This window comes from Cytobacillus firmus, assembly GCF_023612095.1.
Lineage (GTDB): Bacteria > Bacillota > Bacilli > Bacillales > Cytobacillaceae > Cytobacillus.
Map to the genome: position 1 here is coordinate 3738056 of NZ_CP086235.1, position 17727 is coordinate 3755782.

General features: G+C 43.1%; 18 protein-coding genes and 1 pseudogene. 6 read left to right on the plus strand and 13 right to left on the minus strand.

The window, feature by feature from the left end; genetic code table 11:
* Window positions 1-17: 17 nt before the first annotated feature.
* Window positions 18-968 carry an SDR family NAD(P)-dependent oxidoreductase gene (locus LLY41_RS18900; RefSeq protein WP_304586162.1) on the plus strand — a complete coding sequence of 317 codons (951 nt, stop codon included), beginning with the start codon at window positions 18-20 and terminating at the stop codon, window positions 966-968.
* 10 nt (window positions 969-978) lie between these two features.
* Here the strand turns inward: LLY41_RS18900 and LLY41_RS18905 are convergent, their stop codons facing one another.
* A complete protein-coding gene (locus LLY41_RS18905) occupies window positions 979-1917 on the minus strand; it encodes a magnesium transporter CorA family protein (RefSeq protein WP_304586164.1) in 939 nt (312 codons plus the stop codon).
* Window positions 1918-2114: 197 nt separating this feature from the next.
* Between LLY41_RS18905 and LLY41_RS18910 the strand changes: the two genes are divergently transcribed.
* Together LLY41_RS18910 and LLY41_RS18915 are read left to right on the plus strand one after the other, a co-directional pair.
* Entirely contained in the window at window positions 2115-2378 is a 264-nt protein-coding gene (locus tag LLY41_RS18910) for a hypothetical protein (protein ID WP_095244356.1), read from the plus strand.
* Window positions 2379-2435: 57 nt separating this feature from the next.
* A complete protein-coding gene (locus LLY41_RS18915; protein ID WP_095244355.1) occupies window positions 2436-3110 on the plus strand; it encodes a TrkA C-terminal domain-containing protein in 675 nt (224 codons plus the stop codon).
* Between the two features lie 35 nt (window positions 3111-3145).
* On the opposite strand, the gene LLY41_RS18920 is transcribed toward LLY41_RS18915, so the two are convergent.
* From LLY41_RS18920 to LLY41_RS18935, 4 genes and pseudogenes are all read right to left on the minus strand, one after another.
* Entirely contained in the window at window positions 3146-4471 is a 1326-nt protein-coding gene (locus LLY41_RS18920; RefSeq protein ID WP_304586166.1) for a polysaccharide biosynthesis protein, read from the minus strand.
* A 134-nt stretch (window positions 4472-4605) separates the two neighbouring features.
* Entirely contained in the window at window positions 4606-5973 is a 1368-nt protein-coding gene (locus tag LLY41_RS18925) for a YjiH family protein (RefSeq protein WP_304586168.1), read from the minus strand.
* Between the two features lie 12 nt (window positions 5974-5985).
* Window positions 5986-7305: an aspartate aminotransferase family protein gene (locus LLY41_RS18930; RefSeq protein WP_304586170.1), complete on the minus strand. Its 1320-nt coding sequence runs from the start codon at window positions 7303-7305 to the stop codon at window positions 5986-5988.
* 85 nt (window positions 7306-7390) lie between these two features.
* Window positions 7391-8766 (minus strand): annotated as a pseudogene (locus LLY41_RS18935) (sigma-54 interaction domain-containing protein).
* Between the two features lie 532 nt (window positions 8767-9298).
* Here LLY41_RS18935 and LLY41_RS18940 point away from each other — a divergent pair.
* The gene (locus tag LLY41_RS18940; RefSeq protein WP_304588063.1) at window positions 9299-9979 is read left to right on the plus strand and encodes a TspO/MBR family protein; all 681 of its coding nucleotides are present in this window, start codon (window positions 9299-9301) and stop codon (window positions 9977-9979) included.
* A 44-nt stretch (window positions 9980-10023) separates the two neighbouring features.
* Here the strand turns inward: LLY41_RS18940 and LLY41_RS18945 are convergent, their stop codons facing one another.
* The 6 genes from LLY41_RS18945 to LLY41_RS18970 form a co-directional block, all read right to left on the minus strand.
* On the minus strand, window positions 10024-10974 hold the full coding sequence (locus tag LLY41_RS18945) for a cation diffusion facilitator family transporter (RefSeq protein WP_304586171.1): 951 nt from the start codon (window positions 10972-10974) through the stop codon (window positions 10024-10026).
* A 109-nt stretch (window positions 10975-11083) separates the two neighbouring features.
* Complete coding sequence (locus LLY41_RS18950) at window positions 11084-11716, minus strand: response regulator transcription factor (RefSeq protein WP_095244349.1); 633 nt, start codon at window positions 11714-11716, stop codon at window positions 11084-11086.
* Between the two features lie 42 nt (window positions 11717-11758).
* Window positions 11759-12775 carry a sensor histidine kinase gene (locus LLY41_RS18955; protein WP_304586174.1) on the minus strand — a complete coding sequence of 339 codons (1017 nt, stop codon included), beginning with the start codon at window positions 12773-12775 and terminating at the stop codon, window positions 11759-11761.
* Entirely contained in the window at window positions 12772-13506 is a 735-nt protein-coding gene (gene liaF / locus LLY41_RS18960; RefSeq protein ID WP_304586175.1) for a cell wall-active antibiotics response protein LiaF, read from the minus strand. The genes LLY41_RS18955 and liaF overlap by 4 nt, the downstream gene beginning before the upstream one ends.
* Window positions 13507-13688: 182 nt before the next feature.
* Entirely contained in the window at window positions 13689-14321 is a 633-nt protein-coding gene (locus LLY41_RS18965; RefSeq protein ID WP_304586177.1) for a PspA/IM30 family protein, read from the minus strand.
* A 17-nt stretch (window positions 14322-14338) separates the two neighbouring features.
* Window positions 14339-14686, minus strand: a complete 348-nt coding sequence (locus tag LLY41_RS18970) for a lmo0954 family membrane protein (protein WP_304586178.1) — start codon at window positions 14684-14686, stop codon at window positions 14339-14341.
* Window positions 14687-14937: 251 nt separating this feature from the next.
* On the opposite strand from LLY41_RS18970, the gene LLY41_RS18975 reads away from it, so the two are divergent.
* The gene (locus tag LLY41_RS18975) at window positions 14938-15447 is read left to right on the plus strand and encodes a hypothetical protein (RefSeq protein WP_304586180.1); all 510 of its coding nucleotides are present in this window, start codon (window positions 14938-14940) and stop codon (window positions 15445-15447) included.
* Window positions 15448-15898: 451 nt separating this feature from the next.
* A complete protein-coding gene (locus LLY41_RS18980) occupies window positions 15899-16834 on the plus strand; it encodes a VanW family protein (RefSeq protein WP_304586181.1) in 936 nt (311 codons plus the stop codon).
* 31 nt (window positions 16835-16865) lie between these two features.
* Here the strand turns inward: LLY41_RS18980 and LLY41_RS18985 are convergent, their stop codons facing one another.
* Both LLY41_RS18985 and rraA read right to left on the minus strand, forming a co-directional pair.
* Window positions 16866-17123 (minus strand): hypothetical protein, encoded by a 258-nt coding sequence (locus LLY41_RS18985; protein WP_048010608.1) that lies wholly within the window; start codon window positions 17121-17123, stop codon window positions 16866-16868.
* An 89-nt stretch (window positions 17124-17212) separates the two neighbouring features.
* Entirely contained in the window at window positions 17213-17692 is a 480-nt protein-coding gene (gene rraA / locus LLY41_RS18990; protein ID WP_304586182.1) for a ribonuclease E activity regulator RraA, read from the minus strand.
* Between the last annotated feature and the right edge of the window lie 35 nt (window positions 17693-17727).

Here is a 17727-nt window from a genome sequence, read left to right on the forward strand (position 1 = left end):
AAAAAGGATGATGAAAAATGATGAAAACAGCTGCAGTTTTTGGTGCAACAGGCGGAATGGGCTATGCTTTAACAGAGGCATTATGCCGCAGAAATATAAAAACTATTGCCTTTGCCAGGTCTGAAGAAAACCTGCTTACCTTCAAGAAAGACTGGGGACCAAATGCGGTTATCCATTCAGGCGATGCACTGAATCCAGAGGATATTGAAAAGGCAGTGACAGAAGCGGATGCCGTTTTTCATGCTATCAATATTCCTTACCCTGACTGGGATCCCGCACTCTCAATTATATTAGATAATATCCTGCACGCATGCCGCAAACATCATAAGCCTTTTATTTATGCTGATAATATATATTCCTATGGCCTTCAATCCAGCCCTGCTGCCGAAGTTTCTCCCAAGAATCCGCACACAAAAAAAGGCAAGCTGCGCCAATCCTTAATTGAGATGATAAAGAACTCAGGCGTGCCATACATCATTGCCCACTTTCCTGACTTTTACGGCCCACATACTGAAAACACACTTTTACACTATACACTCAGCCAGATTATTGAAAAAAATAAAGGCATGTTTGTCGGCAAAACCGATATTCCAAGAGAATTCATCTATATTAAGGATGGAGCAGAAGCTTTAGCCGAACTTTCATTAAATGAAAACTCATACGGCGAAGTCTGGAATATCCCTGGTGCTGGGACCATAACCGGGGACGAAATAGCCAGTATTGTTTCTAACCATCTTAAGAGAGGCGTTACCTTCACACCTGTCCATAAATGGATGATCCGCGGCATCGGTATTTTCGATCCCATGATGAGGGAATATACTGAATTGATGTATTTGAACCAGACACCTGTTATTTTGGACGGCAGTAAATATGAAGCGAGAATCGGCACTCTCCCTCAAACACCGTACGAGACAGGAATTAAAATGACACTGGATCATTTATTAAACGAAAGGAATGCCGCAGTCTAGCGGCATTCCTTTATTTAAAGAATGAATTTTTCTTTTTTCCCCTCAGGATATCACCCATCCAGCCTTTTTTCACGAGCATGATATAAAGGGCTGCCGTAGATGCAATGATAATAAGAATGGATAACAAATACCCATACTTCCACTCAAGTTCAGGCATAATTTTGAAGTTCATGCCCCAGAGCGCTCCCCACGTTGCGACCGGTGTCATTAAAGTAGTAATGACCGTGAGTGTCTTCACGATTTCATTTCCCCTGTGCATGGATACCATTTCTTCAAAATTCACGAGGTCATCAATTTCCTGCTGAAACTCACGCACCAGCGTATAGCCTCTTTCAATCCGCTTGCAGGTTCTTTTAAATTCAGTTCCTTCTGTAACATTTTCACCAAAGGTTTCTTCTACACCCAGCTTGATTTCCTTTACAGGAATCATGATATTTTTCCAAACGAGAATCTGGTGGCGAAGCTCATAGATTTCTTCCAGCCGATTAATATTATTTTTATCTTTTATTTTCCATAACAGGTCATTTAGCCGTACTTCAAACTTATCAATCTTCTTAATGTTATCGCTGAGGATTTCGCCTAAAATCACAAAAAATCCATCAATGGCATTGTTCGTATAATCCATTTTTTTCAAAAGCAGTGATTCATCAGACTGAATGACAGTCGAATCAAAGTCCACAGTAAGGAGAAAATCCCTTGTCAGAAAATAGTGGAACAAACTATTTTCATGCTGCTCGTTCGTTGTCTGCTGATAAATGAGTGAGCCGCTGATAAACTCCTTATTGCGGACGCAGGTATCTATTTCCATTACATTTGTTTTGTTCTCGGAAGTGTTTTTGGCCCATGTCTGCAATGCTTCTTTATAGTCGCCAGCTTCATTAAACTCTATTTCATCCAAATGATCGTAACGGTGCCAAGTCCAATTATCCTCATTATATTCTTTTTCCATCCCATCTTCCTCCTAAAACGTTCCTTTATCTATATCATCATACTTCCCTGCTTAAAGGCTGAATAAAACCCTGCTTAAGGAGTAATTTCTTCTAGTATTGGAAACAATGTTAAAAGTACTTCATGTTTGCTTCTGATTATGCCGGGTAAATATAGAGCAAGAAAGACAATCAAATTTTTTAGAGGAGGAGCATAAACATGAATTCTCGTCCATTAAATCAATATCTGTTAGCCGGTGTTGGCATTACAAGCATTTTATTATTAGCAAGCAAAAACAATCGAAATAAAGTTCAGTCTCTGGCAGTTAAAATGAAAGGACTGCTGCCTGATCGCTTTTTAAACGATACAGTACCAACAGAAAAGCTGGGTCATCCGGACCCGCATAATATTGAAGATAATAAAATGGTTGATGAAGGTGCTATGTATTCAGTAAGTTACTATAATGAAACTGTTCAGCAATGACCTAAGGACTGGCTCCTTAGGTTTTTTATTTAAATCTGAATTTTCGGAGGAAGCAAGATGGGTGTTCTTTTCATCCTGATTTATTTGGGAATCGTATTAGCTGTTATTGAAATCCATACTCTTATTTTCACCTATACAGGGCTTGATAAGCATATTGCCAGATTTCAGGTGATCAGCATGCTTACAGGCACCGGCTTTACAACCGGAGAATCGGAACTCATCATTGACCATCCAATCCGCAGAAGGTTTGGAGCTTTTCTAATTTTATTCGGCGCCTTTTCTTTGGCAGTCATTATTTCTGCAATCAGCAATATCCTTTCAGATGAATTTTATACGGCCAAGATCTCATTCGTGGCAGCAGCACTGGTCCTAATTATAATTATTTTAAGGCTCCCCAAGGTACGGGATTATCTTCCAGGTAAATTGGAGCATGAACTCGAAGAACATTATGATTTTCGCGATCTTCCGATAAGAGAGGCTCTTCTCACGGAAGATAATGATCATGTCTTGGACTATTTTATTGATGAAGAATGTGAGTTTAATGGTAAAGAGCTAGGGGATGTTATCGACGAAGATGAAGATATTAATGTGCTATTTATCCAGAGAGGCGATGTGAAAATCAGAAAAGAGAGGCTCGTTACAGAACTGCAGGAAGGCGACCATATTATTTTATATGGAGAAGAACAAACAATTGAGGATAAGTTTGGCCCTAAACAGGATAAAGAAGATTAAAGCATCCCCATGGTGGAGATGCTTTTTTTGCCGCTTCAGTTAAACTGCTTAGCCGGCGATAGATAGAGTGTCAGGCCGATTTTTTTGCATACTGTTACATAATGCATCATCGCCAGAAGAACAGCGCCCATATTCATGCCCACAATAATTCCGTCCATCTGCAGGCTGTGCATCGAGCCAAGCACAAACATGGCCGAGAATGAAACAACGGTTGACCAGACGGAATGATAGAACGCATCCTTCATCAGGCCCAGGCCGATTAAATAGGCCTGCATCGGGATAATGAAAAAGTGGAGCAGAAAGAATGGCCAAAGCAGCTGTAAATATACGGCTGCATCTGTGGAGTGAAAAAACATCTCGGTCAGCGGCTGTGCAAAGAAATAGAAAAAAACAACCGATGGAATCCCATATAAAAAGGTGACAAAGAACACCTGCTGAAGAAGTCTCCGAAGCTCTCCCAGATTATGATCAGCATACTCTTTGGAGACTGTCGGGATCAGCATGATTAAAAAGGAATGGGCTATAAAGGATGGAAAAAAACCAATGGTCATGGCGACACCGGCGAGCATCCCAAAATGTTCTGTTGCAACTTCTCCCGGCACTCCTGCTTTTAAGAGAGCGGCCTTGATCAAAAACGGCTGAACAGCATGTGTCAGGGCATGAAAGACCCTTAAAGCGGTTGTCGGAACAGACACAGAGATCAGGTTCTGCCTCACACTTTTTCCGCTGACATAGTCAGATGGCTCTTTTTTAATCCGCTGATACTGAATAATAAACATATTCAGCAAGTATAGAAAAACAACAATCTCACTCCCTATAAACGTACAAAAAGCAATAAAGACCGCGGTATTGACATCAAATTGAAAGGCCTGATAAAGCACCACGAGCAGCAGGAGCTGGACGGATTTACGCAGAAAATTGGATGCTGCAATTTTTCCCATTTGATGCTTGCCCATGAAAAAACCCCTGGCAATCGAGGAAAAGGAAACGATGGGAATAAAGCCGATCACAACCCATCTTAAGAGCGGGTGGTACTCATTAAAGACACTGATAAACGGAATTATAATCGCTGCAGCCGGCACCAAAACGGCTGTAAAGATAATGGTCAGCTTTATGACATGATGAAGCATGCTGAGATGATACCTTTTATCTTTTTCGGCAATGAATTTGGAAATCGAGATCGGAAGCTCAAAACTGGCCAGAAGCACGATCAGAAATATGGTTGGCAAAATCGACATGTACATGCCGAGTCCCCTCTCCCCCAGTTCCCGGGCGAGTACCATATTCACCACAAACTCTATACATTCGCTTGCAAAAGCAGCCAGTGCAAGCAATATGACTCCTTTGAAGAATTTACTCATTGCGCCTCTCCTTATATAATGCAGATTCTATATAAGATATGAGACATGCCCCGATAATATATTGCCCTTTTGGAACTTTTGAGAAAATTAATAGAACGAAAAGGAGAGCTGGCAATATGCCGCTCCCCTCTCAGCTAAAATACAAAAACATGTGCAATCAGGACAATAACAGGTAAAGTAATGATCGTTCTTTCGATAAAAATAACGAATAAATCCATAAAGCTCAGCGGAATATTTGAACGCAGAATCAGAATCCCGATTTCAGACATGTATACTAATTGTGTTAATGACAAGCCTGCCACAACGAACCTTGTCAGTTCGCTCTCAATTCCGCTTCCGATAACAGCAGGAAGGAACATATCAGCAAAGCCGACAAGCATAGTCTGTGCTGCTGCTCCTGCTTCCGGCAATTGCATAAACTCCAAAACCGGAATGAGCGGGTAAGAAATAAACTTAAATGCAGGCGTGTATTCCGCAATGATCAAGGCTGCTGCTCCCAGACTCATCACAAGCGGAATCAGGCCCATCCAAATATCCAGAACGGTTTCCATGCCATCGGTTAAAAGCTTTTTGGGACCCGGAGCATTCCTTGCTTTATCAATTGCCTGCTCCCATCCCCATTTCAATTTCGAAACCCCTTCCGGAATGGTTTCATCAATCTGCTGTCCTACCGGCTCATAATAAGTGTCCGGCTTCCGGGATAATGGCGGTATTCTTGGCATAATCAATGCTGCCACGACACAGGCGGCAGAAACGGTTAAGTAAAAAGGGATGAATAAATGGCCAAGGCCAACAACATTCGCAACGACAAGACTGAAAGCCACAGACGCAATCGAGAAGGTTGTCGCAATGACCGCTGCTTCTCTTTTTGTGTAAAAGCCTTCATCATATTGCTTCGTTGTTACCAATACACCGACTGTTCCGGCACCCATCCAGGACGCAAGGCAATCGATGGAGGACCGTCCGGGAAGTGTGAAAAATGGCCTCATAAATTTCTGGACAAGCGCCCCAATGAACTCCATTAAACCAAACTCCACTAAAAGCGGCAGAAGGATGCCGGCAAACAGGAACCACGTAAGCAGGACTGGAGCCAGGTCGTAGAGAACCACTCCGCCTGTATTCCGCGACCAGATAAACTCAGGACCGATTTCATAAAAAGTCATGATTCCCACTGCGAATCCGAGGACTCTCATGGTCAACCCAAATTTCCCGGTATCAAATAACCCTTTTAAAAACTTATTATCCATTATAAATGCCGGCTTTGCTGTTTTTGCCAGGATGGAAAGAAAAACTGATAATCCTAAAATAATAATGATAATGGCAGGCATCTGCTCACTGAACGCTTTGCCTAAAAGAGAGGCTAAAATACCGACACCAATCGTGACGTCTCCCTGAAATTTAACTGGAACCAGAAATAGGAGCGATCCAATTAAAGATGGGATAATAAATTTCCAATACTCTCCTGTGACGGCTTGCGGCTTAACCCTTGTCTCAGCTTTCATGCTATTACCTCCTTATGATTTGGAAACAACTGCTTCATGTTCCATAAGTGCTTCTTCCAATATTCTCAGACCCTGATCAATTTGCTCCTTTGTTACAACAAGCGGCGGAATCATCCGAATCACTTCCCCTGAATTTCCGCAGAGATAAAAGAGGACTCCCTTATCAAGAGAAGAATTCAGGATGTCCATTACCGCGTTTCCATCCGGTTTTCCGGTTTGCGGGTCGATGATTTCAATGCCGATCATCAGCCCCAGACCTCGGACACTGCCAATTGCAGGATGTTTGGCTTTCAAAGCCTGTAATTTCTGTAATGCATACTCTCCCATTTGCTTTGCGTTTTCCAAAAGATTCTCCGTTTTTAGGACTTCAAGAGAGGCCAATGCTGCAGAACAGGCAATCGGATTTCCGCCAAAGGTTGTTCCATGGGCACCCAGCGGCCATTTTTCCATCAATTCCTTTGAAGCTGCAGTTGCGCTTAACGGCAGTCCTGCCGCAATTCCTTTTGCAATCGCCATGATATCCGGCACCACATCAAATGCCTGGGCGGCAAACCATTCCCCAGTACGCCCAAAGCCGGTTTGCACTTCATCAAATATCAGCAGGATTCCATGCCGGTCACAAATTCCCCTGATCTTCTGCAGCCATTTCTTCGGAGGAATGATATAGCCGCCTTCCCCGAGAACCGGTTCAATGATCATGCAGGCAACCTCTTCTGGGTCAACCTGATGCTTGAAGAGTGTTTCAGCGTCCTTTTCCAGTTTTCTTGGGAAGTACTCCTCAGGATCTTCGCCAAAAGGACAATCCCGCTCATCCGCATATGGAAGCTGATAGGTCAGCCAGGACGGCTGCTGAAACTTGCGGTATTTGCTCTTGGATGTGGATACACTCAGCGCTCCCATCGACCTTCCATGGAAACAGCCTGTGAAGGAAACAACATAGGGCCTCCGCGTGACATACTTTGCAAGCTTAATAGCTCCTTCAATCGCCTCAGTCCCGCTGTTCGCAAAGAAAAAGCAATCCAGATTTCCCGGCGTAATTTTCCCAAGCTCATCTGCAAGACGCAAAATCGATTCATAGATGATAACGCCTGACGGGCCGTGCACCAAATGGTCTGCACTGTCTTTAATGGCCTGTACAACCTTTGGATGGCGATGCCCGACATTTTCCACTGCAATGCCTGATGTAAAATCCAAATACTCTTTTCCATCGACACCGTAGTAATAGCAGCCTTCCGCCTTGACCACCGGCAAATTCGGATGATCCTTTGCCATGCTTGGCGCCAATAGGTTTGAAATGTTTCCGACAAGATGACTCCAATTTTCTCCGTTCATACTTTTCCCTCCTGAATCCTGCATAGATGTAATGGTTATGTTTTCTCTGCTATTCTTTAATGCAATATTCATGCCAAAGTATGTATTAACAATCATATTTTTTTAATTTTCTTACTACTGAAGGCTGACTGATCCCCAGGGCACCTGCTATTTCAGTAGTGGTCCGGTAACGTTTCCTTGCATTGTTTAATACTTTTTTCTCTACATCTTCCAATATAGCGGGAAGAGTTTGTCCCTCATAATCTATAAAACCCTCTTTTTTTCTTGTATATGGTATTCATAAGGCAGGTCGTCTTTCGTGATCATCAGGCTGGTGCTTGTTACGATAAGCCGCTCCATCAGGTTTTCAAGCTCTCTTACGTTTCCCTTCCACTCAAGCTGCAGCAGGTGATCGACCAGGGATTTGTCCAGGTGTCTTTCCCGATTATGCCGCTTGGAGATAGAGTGGAGAAAATAATGAATGAGAGCAAATAAATCCTCTTTCCTTTCCCTGAGCGGCGGAATCTTTAAGGGCACCACATTCAGCCGGAAGAATAAGTCCTGCCTGAAATCCCTGGATTCCACTGCTTTTTCAAGATCCTTGTTTGTCGCTGCCAAGAGCCGAAAGTCTGCATGAACAGGCTTTGTCCCTCCTACTCTATAAAACTGCTTGTCTTGTATGAATTTCAGCAGCTTTGCCTGCAGATGGGCTGAGAGTTCGCCAATTTCATCAAGAAATAGTGTGCCTCCTTTTGCCATTTCAGCAAATCCCATTTTGCCTTTATTCTTTGCCCCTGTAAAAGCACCGCCTTCATACCCGAAAAACTCAGCTTCAAAGATGGATTCCGGAATCGCACTGCAGTTTACTTCAATAAACGGGCCGTCTTTTCGAGTACTGTTTTGATGAATCCATTTGGCGAGAGCCGATTTTCCGACTCCTGACTCACCAAGGAGCAGGACTGTGACATCTACATCGCGGATTCTTCTGATGGTTTCGGCAATATTTTTCATCGCCAGGCTGTCAGCTATCATGCCATCCATTTTAATGCTCTTATTGCGGAGGAGATCCAGTTCACTTTTTACCCTGGCCATTTCCTCCTCAACACTGTTCAGATATTCTTTTATAACAAGAAGTTCTGAAACATCGTAGGAATAGCTGACAATATGATCGATTTCTCCAGTTTCATTGAATACAGGAATACCAGTAACCAGAATCTTTTTGCCTGAGCCGGCTTTTTGAACCAGAATGACTTTCTTCTTTTTCTTTAATACTTCAGGAGTAATCGCAGGCTTAAACACTCCTCTTCTTTCCAGTTCATATACAGATTCACCAAGCAGCGTATCCGGTTCAATGCCATAATGCACCCCGCTGCCTTTACTGACCTTTATAATTATGCCGTCTGCATTGGTGACCATAATGTCTTCTTCCATTGAAGATATGACTTCTCTGTCATTATTCCAATCCATGAAAAAGCTGTTCATCCAGTTCCTCCCGCAGATTATTCATTATTGAATAATCGTATTTCTTATAAATGCTGTGTTATAGGAGATTTACACTTAGATTATTCAAATTTAAATAATTATTCAGATTTGTATAAGACTATACATCATTTTAGTGGAGATGAAAAGATACAGAGGGAATAAATTAATAAAAATTCGTATTTTAGTATAAAAATGAGTTTTTTAGATATTTTCTGATATATATTGTTGTTTAACCTATCATTATTGTCCGTTGATTTCCGCTCCAGGCTGCTCGCTTTCCGCGGGGCGGGCGGTGAGCCTCCTCAACGCTCTGCGTCTGCGGGGTCTCACCTGTCCCGCTACTCCCGCAGGAGTCTCGCACCTTCCGCTCCAATCAACTCAGTAAATAAGATACAAAAAGCATCAATCCTTAGCCAAGAATAAAATAAAAACTTTTAAAGATTATAGCTGCATTAAAAGTGGAATATATACTCTTATAAGGGAAGGAGAGGTATTTTTGATTCTATTGTTTGAGATAGCGGCTTATTTGGTCATGATTGCAGTAAATGCGCTGGCAAACATTCTGCCTTTGAATGGTCAGACAACAGGTGAGATATCCAATAAGCTGGAGGTTCTTTTCACGCCGGCAGGGTATGTATTCAGCATTTGGGGATTTATCTATTTGCTGCTGGGTATCTGGCTGGCAAGGCAAATTCCAAAGAAGCGCAGGAGTCTGCCCATTTACAGGCAAACCAGTCTTCTGTTTATTGTGAGCTGCATATTAAACAGTCTTTGGATTTTTGCCTGGCACTACGAATATTTTCTATTATCCGTAATCATTATGATTGCACTTCTTTTTACTCTCATTTTTTTATACAAAAGTGCGTCGGAATTTGATCCTGAGTTTCTGGATATTGTCCCATTTTCTGTTTACTTAGGATGGATTTCTGTAGCGACGATCGCAAATATCAGCTTTTATCTTACCTATATTGGCTGGGATGGATGGGGTCTTATAGAAAGTGTGTGGACTTACATCATGCTCGCAGTGGCCACCGCCCTTGCCCTTGTGTTCCGGATTAAGAATAGTGACTGGGTTTATCCGCTTGTGTTTGTTTGGGCATTTATCGGTATTGGCGTCAGGAATATGGAAAATGATCCAAATGTGGCTTTTGCCGCTTACTTCACTGCCTTTTTCACAGCCGCAGGGATTCTGCTGACCAGGAAAAGGAATTAAGACATTAAGAAAGGAAGCCTCACAGCAAGGCTTCCTTTTTCTCATCATTTCCAGGTTTGAACTTTGTCTGTCTCGAAGATCCCCATCGTCACGTCACCAATATCGCTATCCCTAAGAAGTTTATTCTGCACTCTGACTTTAATATCATCAGCATCGGCAAGTGATAATCCCTCTACAAGCTCTATATAAGACTCTACATGGTATCTCCTTCCCTCCTGCAGGATCCTCAATTTCTGAATATCCACTACATCCGGGTCTGAAAGGATGATTGCAGCAATCCTTTCTTCAACATCTTTTGGCGCAGCGACTCCTATTAAGCCAAGTGTATTCTCATAGCCAATCTTTAAGGCGATTCCGATTAATAATATGCCAATTAGAATTGTGCCAACTCCATCAAGAAAATATAAACCGGTAAAATGGGATATTACAATTGCAGAAAGGGCCAGCAATGCTCCAAACGTAGCGATAATGTCTTCATAAAATACAAGCCTTGTCGGAGGGGAAGCAAGACCTACATTTTTAAAGGCAACCGGAATAATGCCAAACCCTTTTGCAGGGCTGCGGGTTTCATGGGCAATCTCTTTCATTGCCTTTAACAAAATAAATCCATCGACGAGGACAGCCAGGAGCATGATTCCTACATTAAGCCACAGATCGGTTGATTCTTTAGGATGCTGAACCAGCTCCCAGCCTTTATGAAGTGTTTCATATGCCATGATGGAAATAACAATAACGGCAATTAAAACAAAAAGGTTTATGACCCTGCCAAAGCCGGTAGGGAATTTTTTTGTTGGCGCCTTTTCCGCAAGCGCACTTCCAAAGAAAACAAACCCTTGATTCAGTGCATCAGCAACGGAATGCAGTGTCGTCGCAAGCATGGCTCCGCTTCCGCTTACAGCCGCAGCTGTCCCTTTAGCAATCGCGAGAACTGTATTGCCAATGGCTGCAATGCCTGAGGATTTATTTCCTTTTTTAAGTAAACTGATAAACGACATAAAAATTGACCACCTCACCCTTATTATTATTTTTATAGTTACCCCGTTGCCCCATTTTTAAATCACGAAAACAAAAAGAGCTAATTCATCATTAGCTCAAAAGTCAACATTATTTCACCAGCGAGTGCTTAAAGGCATATATGACAGCCTGGGTCCTGTCCTGCACCTGCAGTTTGCTTAGTATATTGCTCACATGTGTTTTGACTGTTTTTAAGGCAATGAAAAGCTCGTCGGCGATTTCCTGGTTCGTTTTGCCTTCTGTCATTAACAGGAGGATTTCCATCTCACGGCTTGTCAGCTCTTCATGGGGCAGCAGCTGGTTTTTCTGCCTCATTTTCACCATCATTTTGCCGGTTACTTCAGGTTCAAGCACTGACTGTCCATGATAGGTCGAGCGGACTGCCTCAGCAATTTCACTGGCTTTGGATGTTTTCAGCATATAGCTTGTCGCTCCGGCTTCCAAAGCCGGATACACTTTTTCGTCATCCAGGAAGCTTGTCACAATGATGATTTTAGCTTCCGGCCATTGTTCAATGATTCTTCCGGTCGCCTCAATTCCGTCCATTTCCTTCATGACGAGATCCATCAGAATGATATCCGGCCGCAATTCAAGTGCCAGTTCAATCGCTGTTTTTCCGTTATCCGCTTCTCCTATAACCTCAATATCCGGCTGTGCTGTAAGATAAGAAGACACTCCAATCCGAACCATTTCATGGTCATCCACAAAAAGTACTTTAATCATTGGCCTCACCCTCAGAATTAGTCTTGCCTAAGCAGACATTATTTATATAATTGGAACCTTTACTTCAAGGCGGGTTCCTTTATTTTTCACACTGATGATTTTCATGCTGCCGCCTACTTCCGCTGCGCGTTCATACATGTTCTGCAGACCATAGGAGCCTGCCTTCGTTTCCTCTACATCAAACCCGACTCCATCATCAGCCACCCGGAGTATCGCATAATCATCTCTTTGAATCAGGAGCACTTCAAGATTTTGCGATTTGGAATGGCGGAGGGTGTTGGACACAGCCTCCTGAAGGATACGGAATAAATGGTCTTCCACCCCTTTATCAAGCGGAAAACTCTCCACCTTCCATTCAATCTCCATGGAAACTTTCTGTAGCAATTCGACCAAAAGCTCTTCAATTCCTTCCTGGAGGCTTTTGCCCTTAAGTGCCGCCGGACGGAGGTGCAGGAGAAGGGCACGCATTTCGAGCTGTGACTGATGGATCATTTCCTCCACCATTTTCAGCTGTTTTGCCTGCCTGTCTTCCGGATCCTGCTGGGTTTCAGTTATGGCGGACATCATCATGGACGCTGCAAACATCTGCTGGCTGACTGAGTCGTGAAGCTCACGGGCAAGCCTGTTCCGTTCCTGGGAAACAATTTCCTGCATCCTGTTCTCGATATCTTCCGCTTTTTCGTTTGCCAGCTTTTGGGAGATCTTTGCCTGTTCTGCCATGTTCCTTTGAATCTTCTCGGCCCTGATTGCTATGGACTGCAATTCTTTACCCATTTCCAGAACATTTAATTGCCTGCCTTCTTCAACCTGGTGAAGTATAGTGTCTACAGCAAAAAGCTGCCGGCGCCAGTATATGCCTGACAGCAAACCAAAGATCAGGCCTATGGCCAAGCTTACACTCGGCACAAATATGATAAATGGTATATCAAATATTTCCGTTTCCCAAAGATCCCGCCAGCCTGGAATGGGGAACATACTAAAAAAAGAGGCTGTCAGGACAGCAAGAATGAGGAGAGACATGCCCGCTCCCCATGCAATTTGCCGCTGGATGATACTCATACGCGCTTCACCTCGATATCCCCCGCTGCTATAGAAGTGAAAATTTTAACGCGCTGTCCTGATTGATCATAGCCAGGTGTCTGTAGGTGAAGATGCTGATTAAACATCTTTGATTCTTCGTACTCGAATATTCGGGCCTTACCCGCTATGGCTGAATGACTGACAGTAACCTCTACGTCATAGGGAACAAGCACCTGCACATTTCCGATAAAGTTCCGGATGAAAATGACGGTTTCTCCTTTTGGAATAACTGTATAGCTTAAGTCGATGACCGTATCACCTATACCGGTCTGGATATTGATGTCATTCCATTCATACACCTGCTCAGGCGTTTTTTGCTGGCCGACAAATATATTGGAAAAAAGAGGATTCTTTTTTATGACCGTTTCTTTCTGGAGATTGACTGATGGTTCCTTTAACTGCGGCTGAATCCGTTTAGGTTCTTTTTTGGACTGCCCAAACTGAATCAGCAGGTGAATCAAAATCGCCAGCAGAAAAAATTTCAGCGTCATCATATTGAAAATAGTGATGAGCAGAAAAATTAATCCCAGCCAGAAAAGCCATTTACCGGAGCTCTTAGGCATCCACTTTCTTCCGATATATACCATTCCAATTGGCACAAGAAGAGAGAACACCACGCCGCTGTTAAAAAAGGCTATTTCCACAAAGAGAAAGACAATGCCCAATATGATGATCCAGCTCATATAATCGCTTTTGTTGTTTGTGTTCATGAGGCATCCCCCTTTTGTGTAATGGAATGATTGATTAAAAGGCGCAGTATTTCCACGCCTTCTTAGAATACCATTTTTTGTTCATTAAGTAGCAAGAGTTTTATATCTTTTTTTGGAAAAAGTTTATACAGACAGGGTTTATTTTACTCTCTTAATTTGGGCTGATGCTTACGAAATAACCACTATAATACAGGCTTCTTCTCCATCTCTTTTTCCAGCTGCGCGATGCGTGCATCGATTGTGCTGCGGTGATAGGAGCTTTTCACCTCATGCTCAAGACGGTCAAGATAGGATTCGATTTCCTGGAATTTTGTAAAGGATTTATCATTGTTTTGATCCAGCACCTTATCCATCCGGTGGTTGGCGCGTGTAATATTTTCACGGCCCATCAGTTCCATCCGCCGGATATGCATATCCTTCAGTTTATGCTTCATTTCCTCGTATTTTCTTTCAAGGTCACCCATTTGAATTACCGCCTGGTTCAATAGATCCTTCAAACGGGCTGCACGCTCTTCATACTGCATTTGCTCCTGTGCGGCGAACTGATAGAGTTCCTCCTCACCTGCCTGTGAGGCAACCTCTGCCTGGCGCTTGCGTTTATCTGCAAGGTTTTTCGCCTGATCGTATTCCCGGGTGAATTCTTCCTTTAATGTATATTGACGTTCCAGAAGCTTACGGACCTTTTCGGTTTCACGCTCACATTCACGAAGGTATTGGTTTAATAGTGCAATTGGATTCTTCTTCTCCTTTTTATCCAATGCTTCATGAAGGTCTGCCATTACTGTATCTTTGATTCTTGTTAATAGGTTTGCCATATCGATCTCTCCTCTTTTTAGTTTTTGTTTAATTCTGCCCACTGCTTTTCAAAGCCGGCAAAAGGGTCATTATCTTCTTCCATTACACTTGAGCCAGAATCATTCCACTTTTTATAGACAAGATATAGAACATATGCAGCTGCAAGCCCAAGGATGGCCGGGAAGTTGGAAGCTGTGGCCATCAAAGCAATGAACCCGATGATGCCAAAACCGATTTTCGCCATGGTGCTTTCTGCTTTTAGAAATTGTTTAAATACAAAGTATAGAATCGCCGCACTAACTGCCATACCCACGATTGGGCCAAGATTTGAAATCAGCACCATCGCCGCAATACCACCTGCAATCAATAATCCAAGTTTTTTCATTTTTTGTTTCCTCCTTTCTTGATTTCATCTTACCTGTTTTATAAAAATGCTATAACGAGCCTCAGCTTTATTTTCAAATAAGACCTGAGACGTAGCAGTTGGTCGGCCTCTTTCAACTTAGCTGGGAAATTTGGAAAAAGAATGTACGTTAGTACAGCAGATTGGGGGGTACACATGGGGTATGCAAACAAATAATAATGATGTCTGCAATATGCAGTTTTTGATACATCTAGTGAAGTGGAGGTCTTCCCATGTTTGGGTATGATGATTTTATGAAGTTCATGCAAGCCTTTTTTGTGGTATTCCCTATAGTGACACTCATTCATCTATTGGGTCATATATTCTTTGCAGCCATCTTTGGCGGGAAAGGAATCCGGGTTATTATTGGCACAGGTAAAATCCTGTTTTCAACGAGGTATTTGGAGGTTAGGCGGTTTTACTTCTGGTATGGGGGATGTGAGTATACATCTTTAGCATACAACAATAAACTGACCAAATCTCTTATCTTTTTAGGAGGATCCATTTTAAACATCGCCAGTATTTTTCTTGTCAATTACTTGATCCGAATCGGTATTCTGGATGCAAATATGCTGTGGTACCAATTCGTCTATTTTTCCTTTTATTATGTCTTTTTCGCCCTGCTGCCAATGGATATGGCAGATGGCACGCTTAGTGACGGGAAAGCCATGTACAAGCTCTGGGTTGATAAAAATGAAGATGATTCCTCAGCAGACTGCCAGCTGGTTGATGAAAAAAGATAATAGGCATTCAAAAGGAAGCCCCGATCACCGGAGCTTCCTTTTTCATTAGGCTCTTTTCGTATAAATTGTTGTTTTTCACCTATTAATGTTGCCCGTTGATTTCCGCTACAGGATGCTCGCTTTCCGCGGGGCAGGCGGTGAGCCTCCTCACGCTGCGCGTCTGCGGGGTCTCACCTGTCCTGCTACTCCCGCAGGACTTTGAATAAGCTTCCTTGAGTAAACACCGCACGAAGAAAATGCAAATGCATTTTCGAGGATCTCGCACCTTCCGCTCCAATCAACTCAGTAAATAATATACAAATAGCAACAAACCTTGCGAAAACAGCCTTCTATTATTTTCCTTTCTTGCCGGCAGCGTCCAATGCTGATTGGACCCAGCTGATCAAAGAGTTCTTTCGGCACATGAAAGAATTCTTTCCTGCCAATACTAATGGCGGAGGTGAAGTGTGATATGTATTTCTCATGGATGTTAGGGATTATGTTATTAGCACAAACACAGACTGCCGGACTTCCAGAAGATTTATCCATTGAAAATAACGGCGAATCCATTTCAAATATCAGCAGAATCGACTATCAAATACCTTTTCCCGGGCTTCCTCTGGTAGATAGTGAACGGTTCATTCAGCTGCTCGAGACATTGGATCGTCAGACGTATATTCCGCCTATGAACGCTTATATAGGCGATAGCGGGCGGATCGTTGCTGAGAAACCCGGCAGAATACTGCACCGTAAAGCATTCACAGATATTTTTTATTCATATTTTTATCATAAAGGGCCGGCCAGAATTGAGATTCCGATCCTCCCCGTTTATCCACGAGTCGATCGGGACCTTCTTTCCCATATCCGGGTTAAAATGATCGGCCAGTATGTTACATATTTTAATCCAAATAACACCTCACGCTCTCATAATATTCAGCTTGCAGCCGAAGCCCTTGATAATACTGTCGTGTTTCCGAATGAAGTATTCTCTTTTAACCGGTCTGTCGGCAAAAGAACTGTGGGGAAAGGGTATATGCGTGCTCCGGTTATCGTAAGAGGGGAGTTGTCAGAAGATATCGGCGGCGGGATCTGCCAGGTTTCCTCCACTCTGTTCAATGCAGTTGACCGGGCAGGCGTGAAGGTGCTCGAACGTTATTCCCACAGCAAGAAGGTTCCATATGTACCGCCCGGCCGGGATGCAACGGTAAGCTGGTATGGCCCTGATTTCACCTTTAAGAACCGTTACAGCTTTCCCCTGCTTATTCGGGCAAAAGCCCTGCACGGCCAGATGGTGATCAGAGTATACTCATCTGATGAAATAGATTATGAGCCCCGCCAGGTCCCGAAGGCTTCTACAATGCTGCCGGAAGAAATCAGCATTGAAAAGGAAGCGGTTAAAGAGGATTAAAAACCTTCAATTCATTCGGCTTATACTTCATCTATAAAAAAAGACCAAGGAGCATTATTACCAGCCCAAAGATCGCTGAGACCCGCTTCACGCTTCTGTTCTGCCGGGGCTTCAGGAATAAGCTGATCACAAAACCAACCGGAAGAACAATGCCATTAAAGCTAAAAGTAAATGTTCCTAATAGATAATAACCAATCAGTTTCAGCACCAAGTGTTCTTCTTCCTCATTCCTGCTGCGGAACAAAAGATAAATGCCGGCTGCCCATAAAAGCAAAAAGATAATAATCATGCTTTGCACCCCCTTTAGATACGGTATTCTGTGTTGAGCAGGAAAGTGCCAAAGATAGAAAACACCCGCTCATAAGCGGGTGTTCAACTTTAAATAAGTGGTACAGAAGAGACAATCACGCCATCTTCATCTGCATATACATATTCTCCCGGCTTCCAGTCAATCCCGCCAAACGTGACAGGAATCCTGCTGTCCCCTTTTCCTTCTTTCCGGCTCTTCAAAGGATTTGAGCCAAGTGCCAGGATGCCTGTATCGAGGCTTCCAAGCTCCACTGTGTCCCGAACACATCCATAAATAATTACACCCGCAAGCTTTCTTGATTGAGCAATCTCACCAAGCCTGTCTCCCATTAAGGCGCACCTTTTGGATCCGCCGCCGTCTACTACCAGTACACTTCCCTCTGGAATCGACTCCAGAGCCTCTCTTACCAGCACGTTATCTTCAAACACTCTAACCGTAGAAATGGGACCGGAAAACTTTCTTTTTTGCCCATAAGATTTAAACTCCTGCTGGCAAATACGCAGCTCCTGGCTGTGATCATCACATAAATCTGCCGTTTTAAAATCCAAAAGAGATCTCCTCCTTTAGCGCTTTTGGCTGTTAA

What these genes read in the sequence shown, in the direction of transcription:
- LLY41_RS18900 (WP_304586162.1), top strand. Translation starts at nt 18, where the DNA reads ATGATGAAAACAGCTGCAGTTTTTGGTGCAACAGGCGGAATGGGCTAT.
- LLY41_RS18905 (WP_304586164.1), bottom strand. Translation starts at nt 1,917, where the DNA reads ATGGAAAAAGAATATAATGAGGATAATTGGACTTGGCACCGTTACGAT.
- LLY41_RS18910 (WP_095244356.1), top strand. Translation starts at nt 2,115, where the DNA reads ATGAATTCTCGTCCATTAAATCAATATCTGTTAGCCGGTGTTGGCATT.
- LLY41_RS18915 (WP_095244355.1), top strand. Translation starts at nt 2,436, where the DNA reads ATGGGTGTTCTTTTCATCCTGATTTATTTGGGAATCGTATTAGCTGTT.
- LLY41_RS18920 (WP_304586166.1), bottom strand. Translation starts at nt 4,471, where the DNA reads ATGAGTAAATTCTTCAAAGGAGTCATATTGCTTGCACTGGCTGCTTTT.
- LLY41_RS18925 (WP_304586168.1), bottom strand. Translation starts at nt 5,973, where the DNA reads ATGAAAGCTGAGACAAGGGTTAAGCCGCAAGCCGTCACAGGAGAGTAT.
- LLY41_RS18930 (WP_304586170.1), bottom strand. Translation starts at nt 7,305, where the DNA reads ATGAACGGAGAAAATTGGAGTCATCTTGTCGGAAACATTTCAAACCTA.
- LLY41_RS18940 (WP_304588063.1), top strand. Translation starts at nt 9,299, where the DNA reads ATGATTGCAGTAAATGCGCTGGCAAACATTCTGCCTTTGAATGGTCAG.
- LLY41_RS18945 (WP_304586171.1), bottom strand. Translation starts at nt 10,974, where the DNA reads ATGTCGTTTATCAGTTTACTTAAAAAAGGAAATAAATCCTCAGGCATT.
- LLY41_RS18950 (WP_095244349.1), bottom strand. Translation starts at nt 11,716, where the DNA reads ATGATTAAAGTACTTTTTGTGGATGACCATGAAATGGTTCGGATTGGA.
- LLY41_RS18955 (WP_304586174.1), bottom strand. Translation starts at nt 12,775, where the DNA reads ATGAGTATCATCCAGCGGCAAATTGCATGGGGAGCGGGCATGTCTCTC.
- liaF (WP_304586175.1), bottom strand. Translation starts at nt 13,506, where the DNA reads ATGAACACAAACAACAAAAGCGATTATATGAGCTGGATCATCATATTG.
- LLY41_RS18965 (WP_304586177.1), bottom strand. Translation starts at nt 14,321, where the DNA reads ATGGCAAACCTATTAACAAGAATCAAAGATACAGTAATGGCAGACCTT.
- LLY41_RS18970 (WP_304586178.1), bottom strand. Translation starts at nt 14,686, where the DNA reads ATGAAAAAACTTGGATTATTGATTGCAGGTGGTATTGCGGCGATGGTG.
- LLY41_RS18975 (WP_304586180.1), top strand. Translation starts at nt 14,938, where the DNA reads ATGTTTGGGTATGATGATTTTATGAAGTTCATGCAAGCCTTTTTTGTG.
- LLY41_RS18980 (WP_304586181.1), top strand. Translation starts at nt 15,899, where the DNA reads ATGTATTTCTCATGGATGTTAGGGATTATGTTATTAGCACAAACACAG.
- LLY41_RS18985 (WP_048010608.1), bottom strand. Translation starts at nt 17,123, where the DNA reads ATGATTATTATCTTTTTGCTTTTATGGGCAGCCGGCATTTATCTTTTG.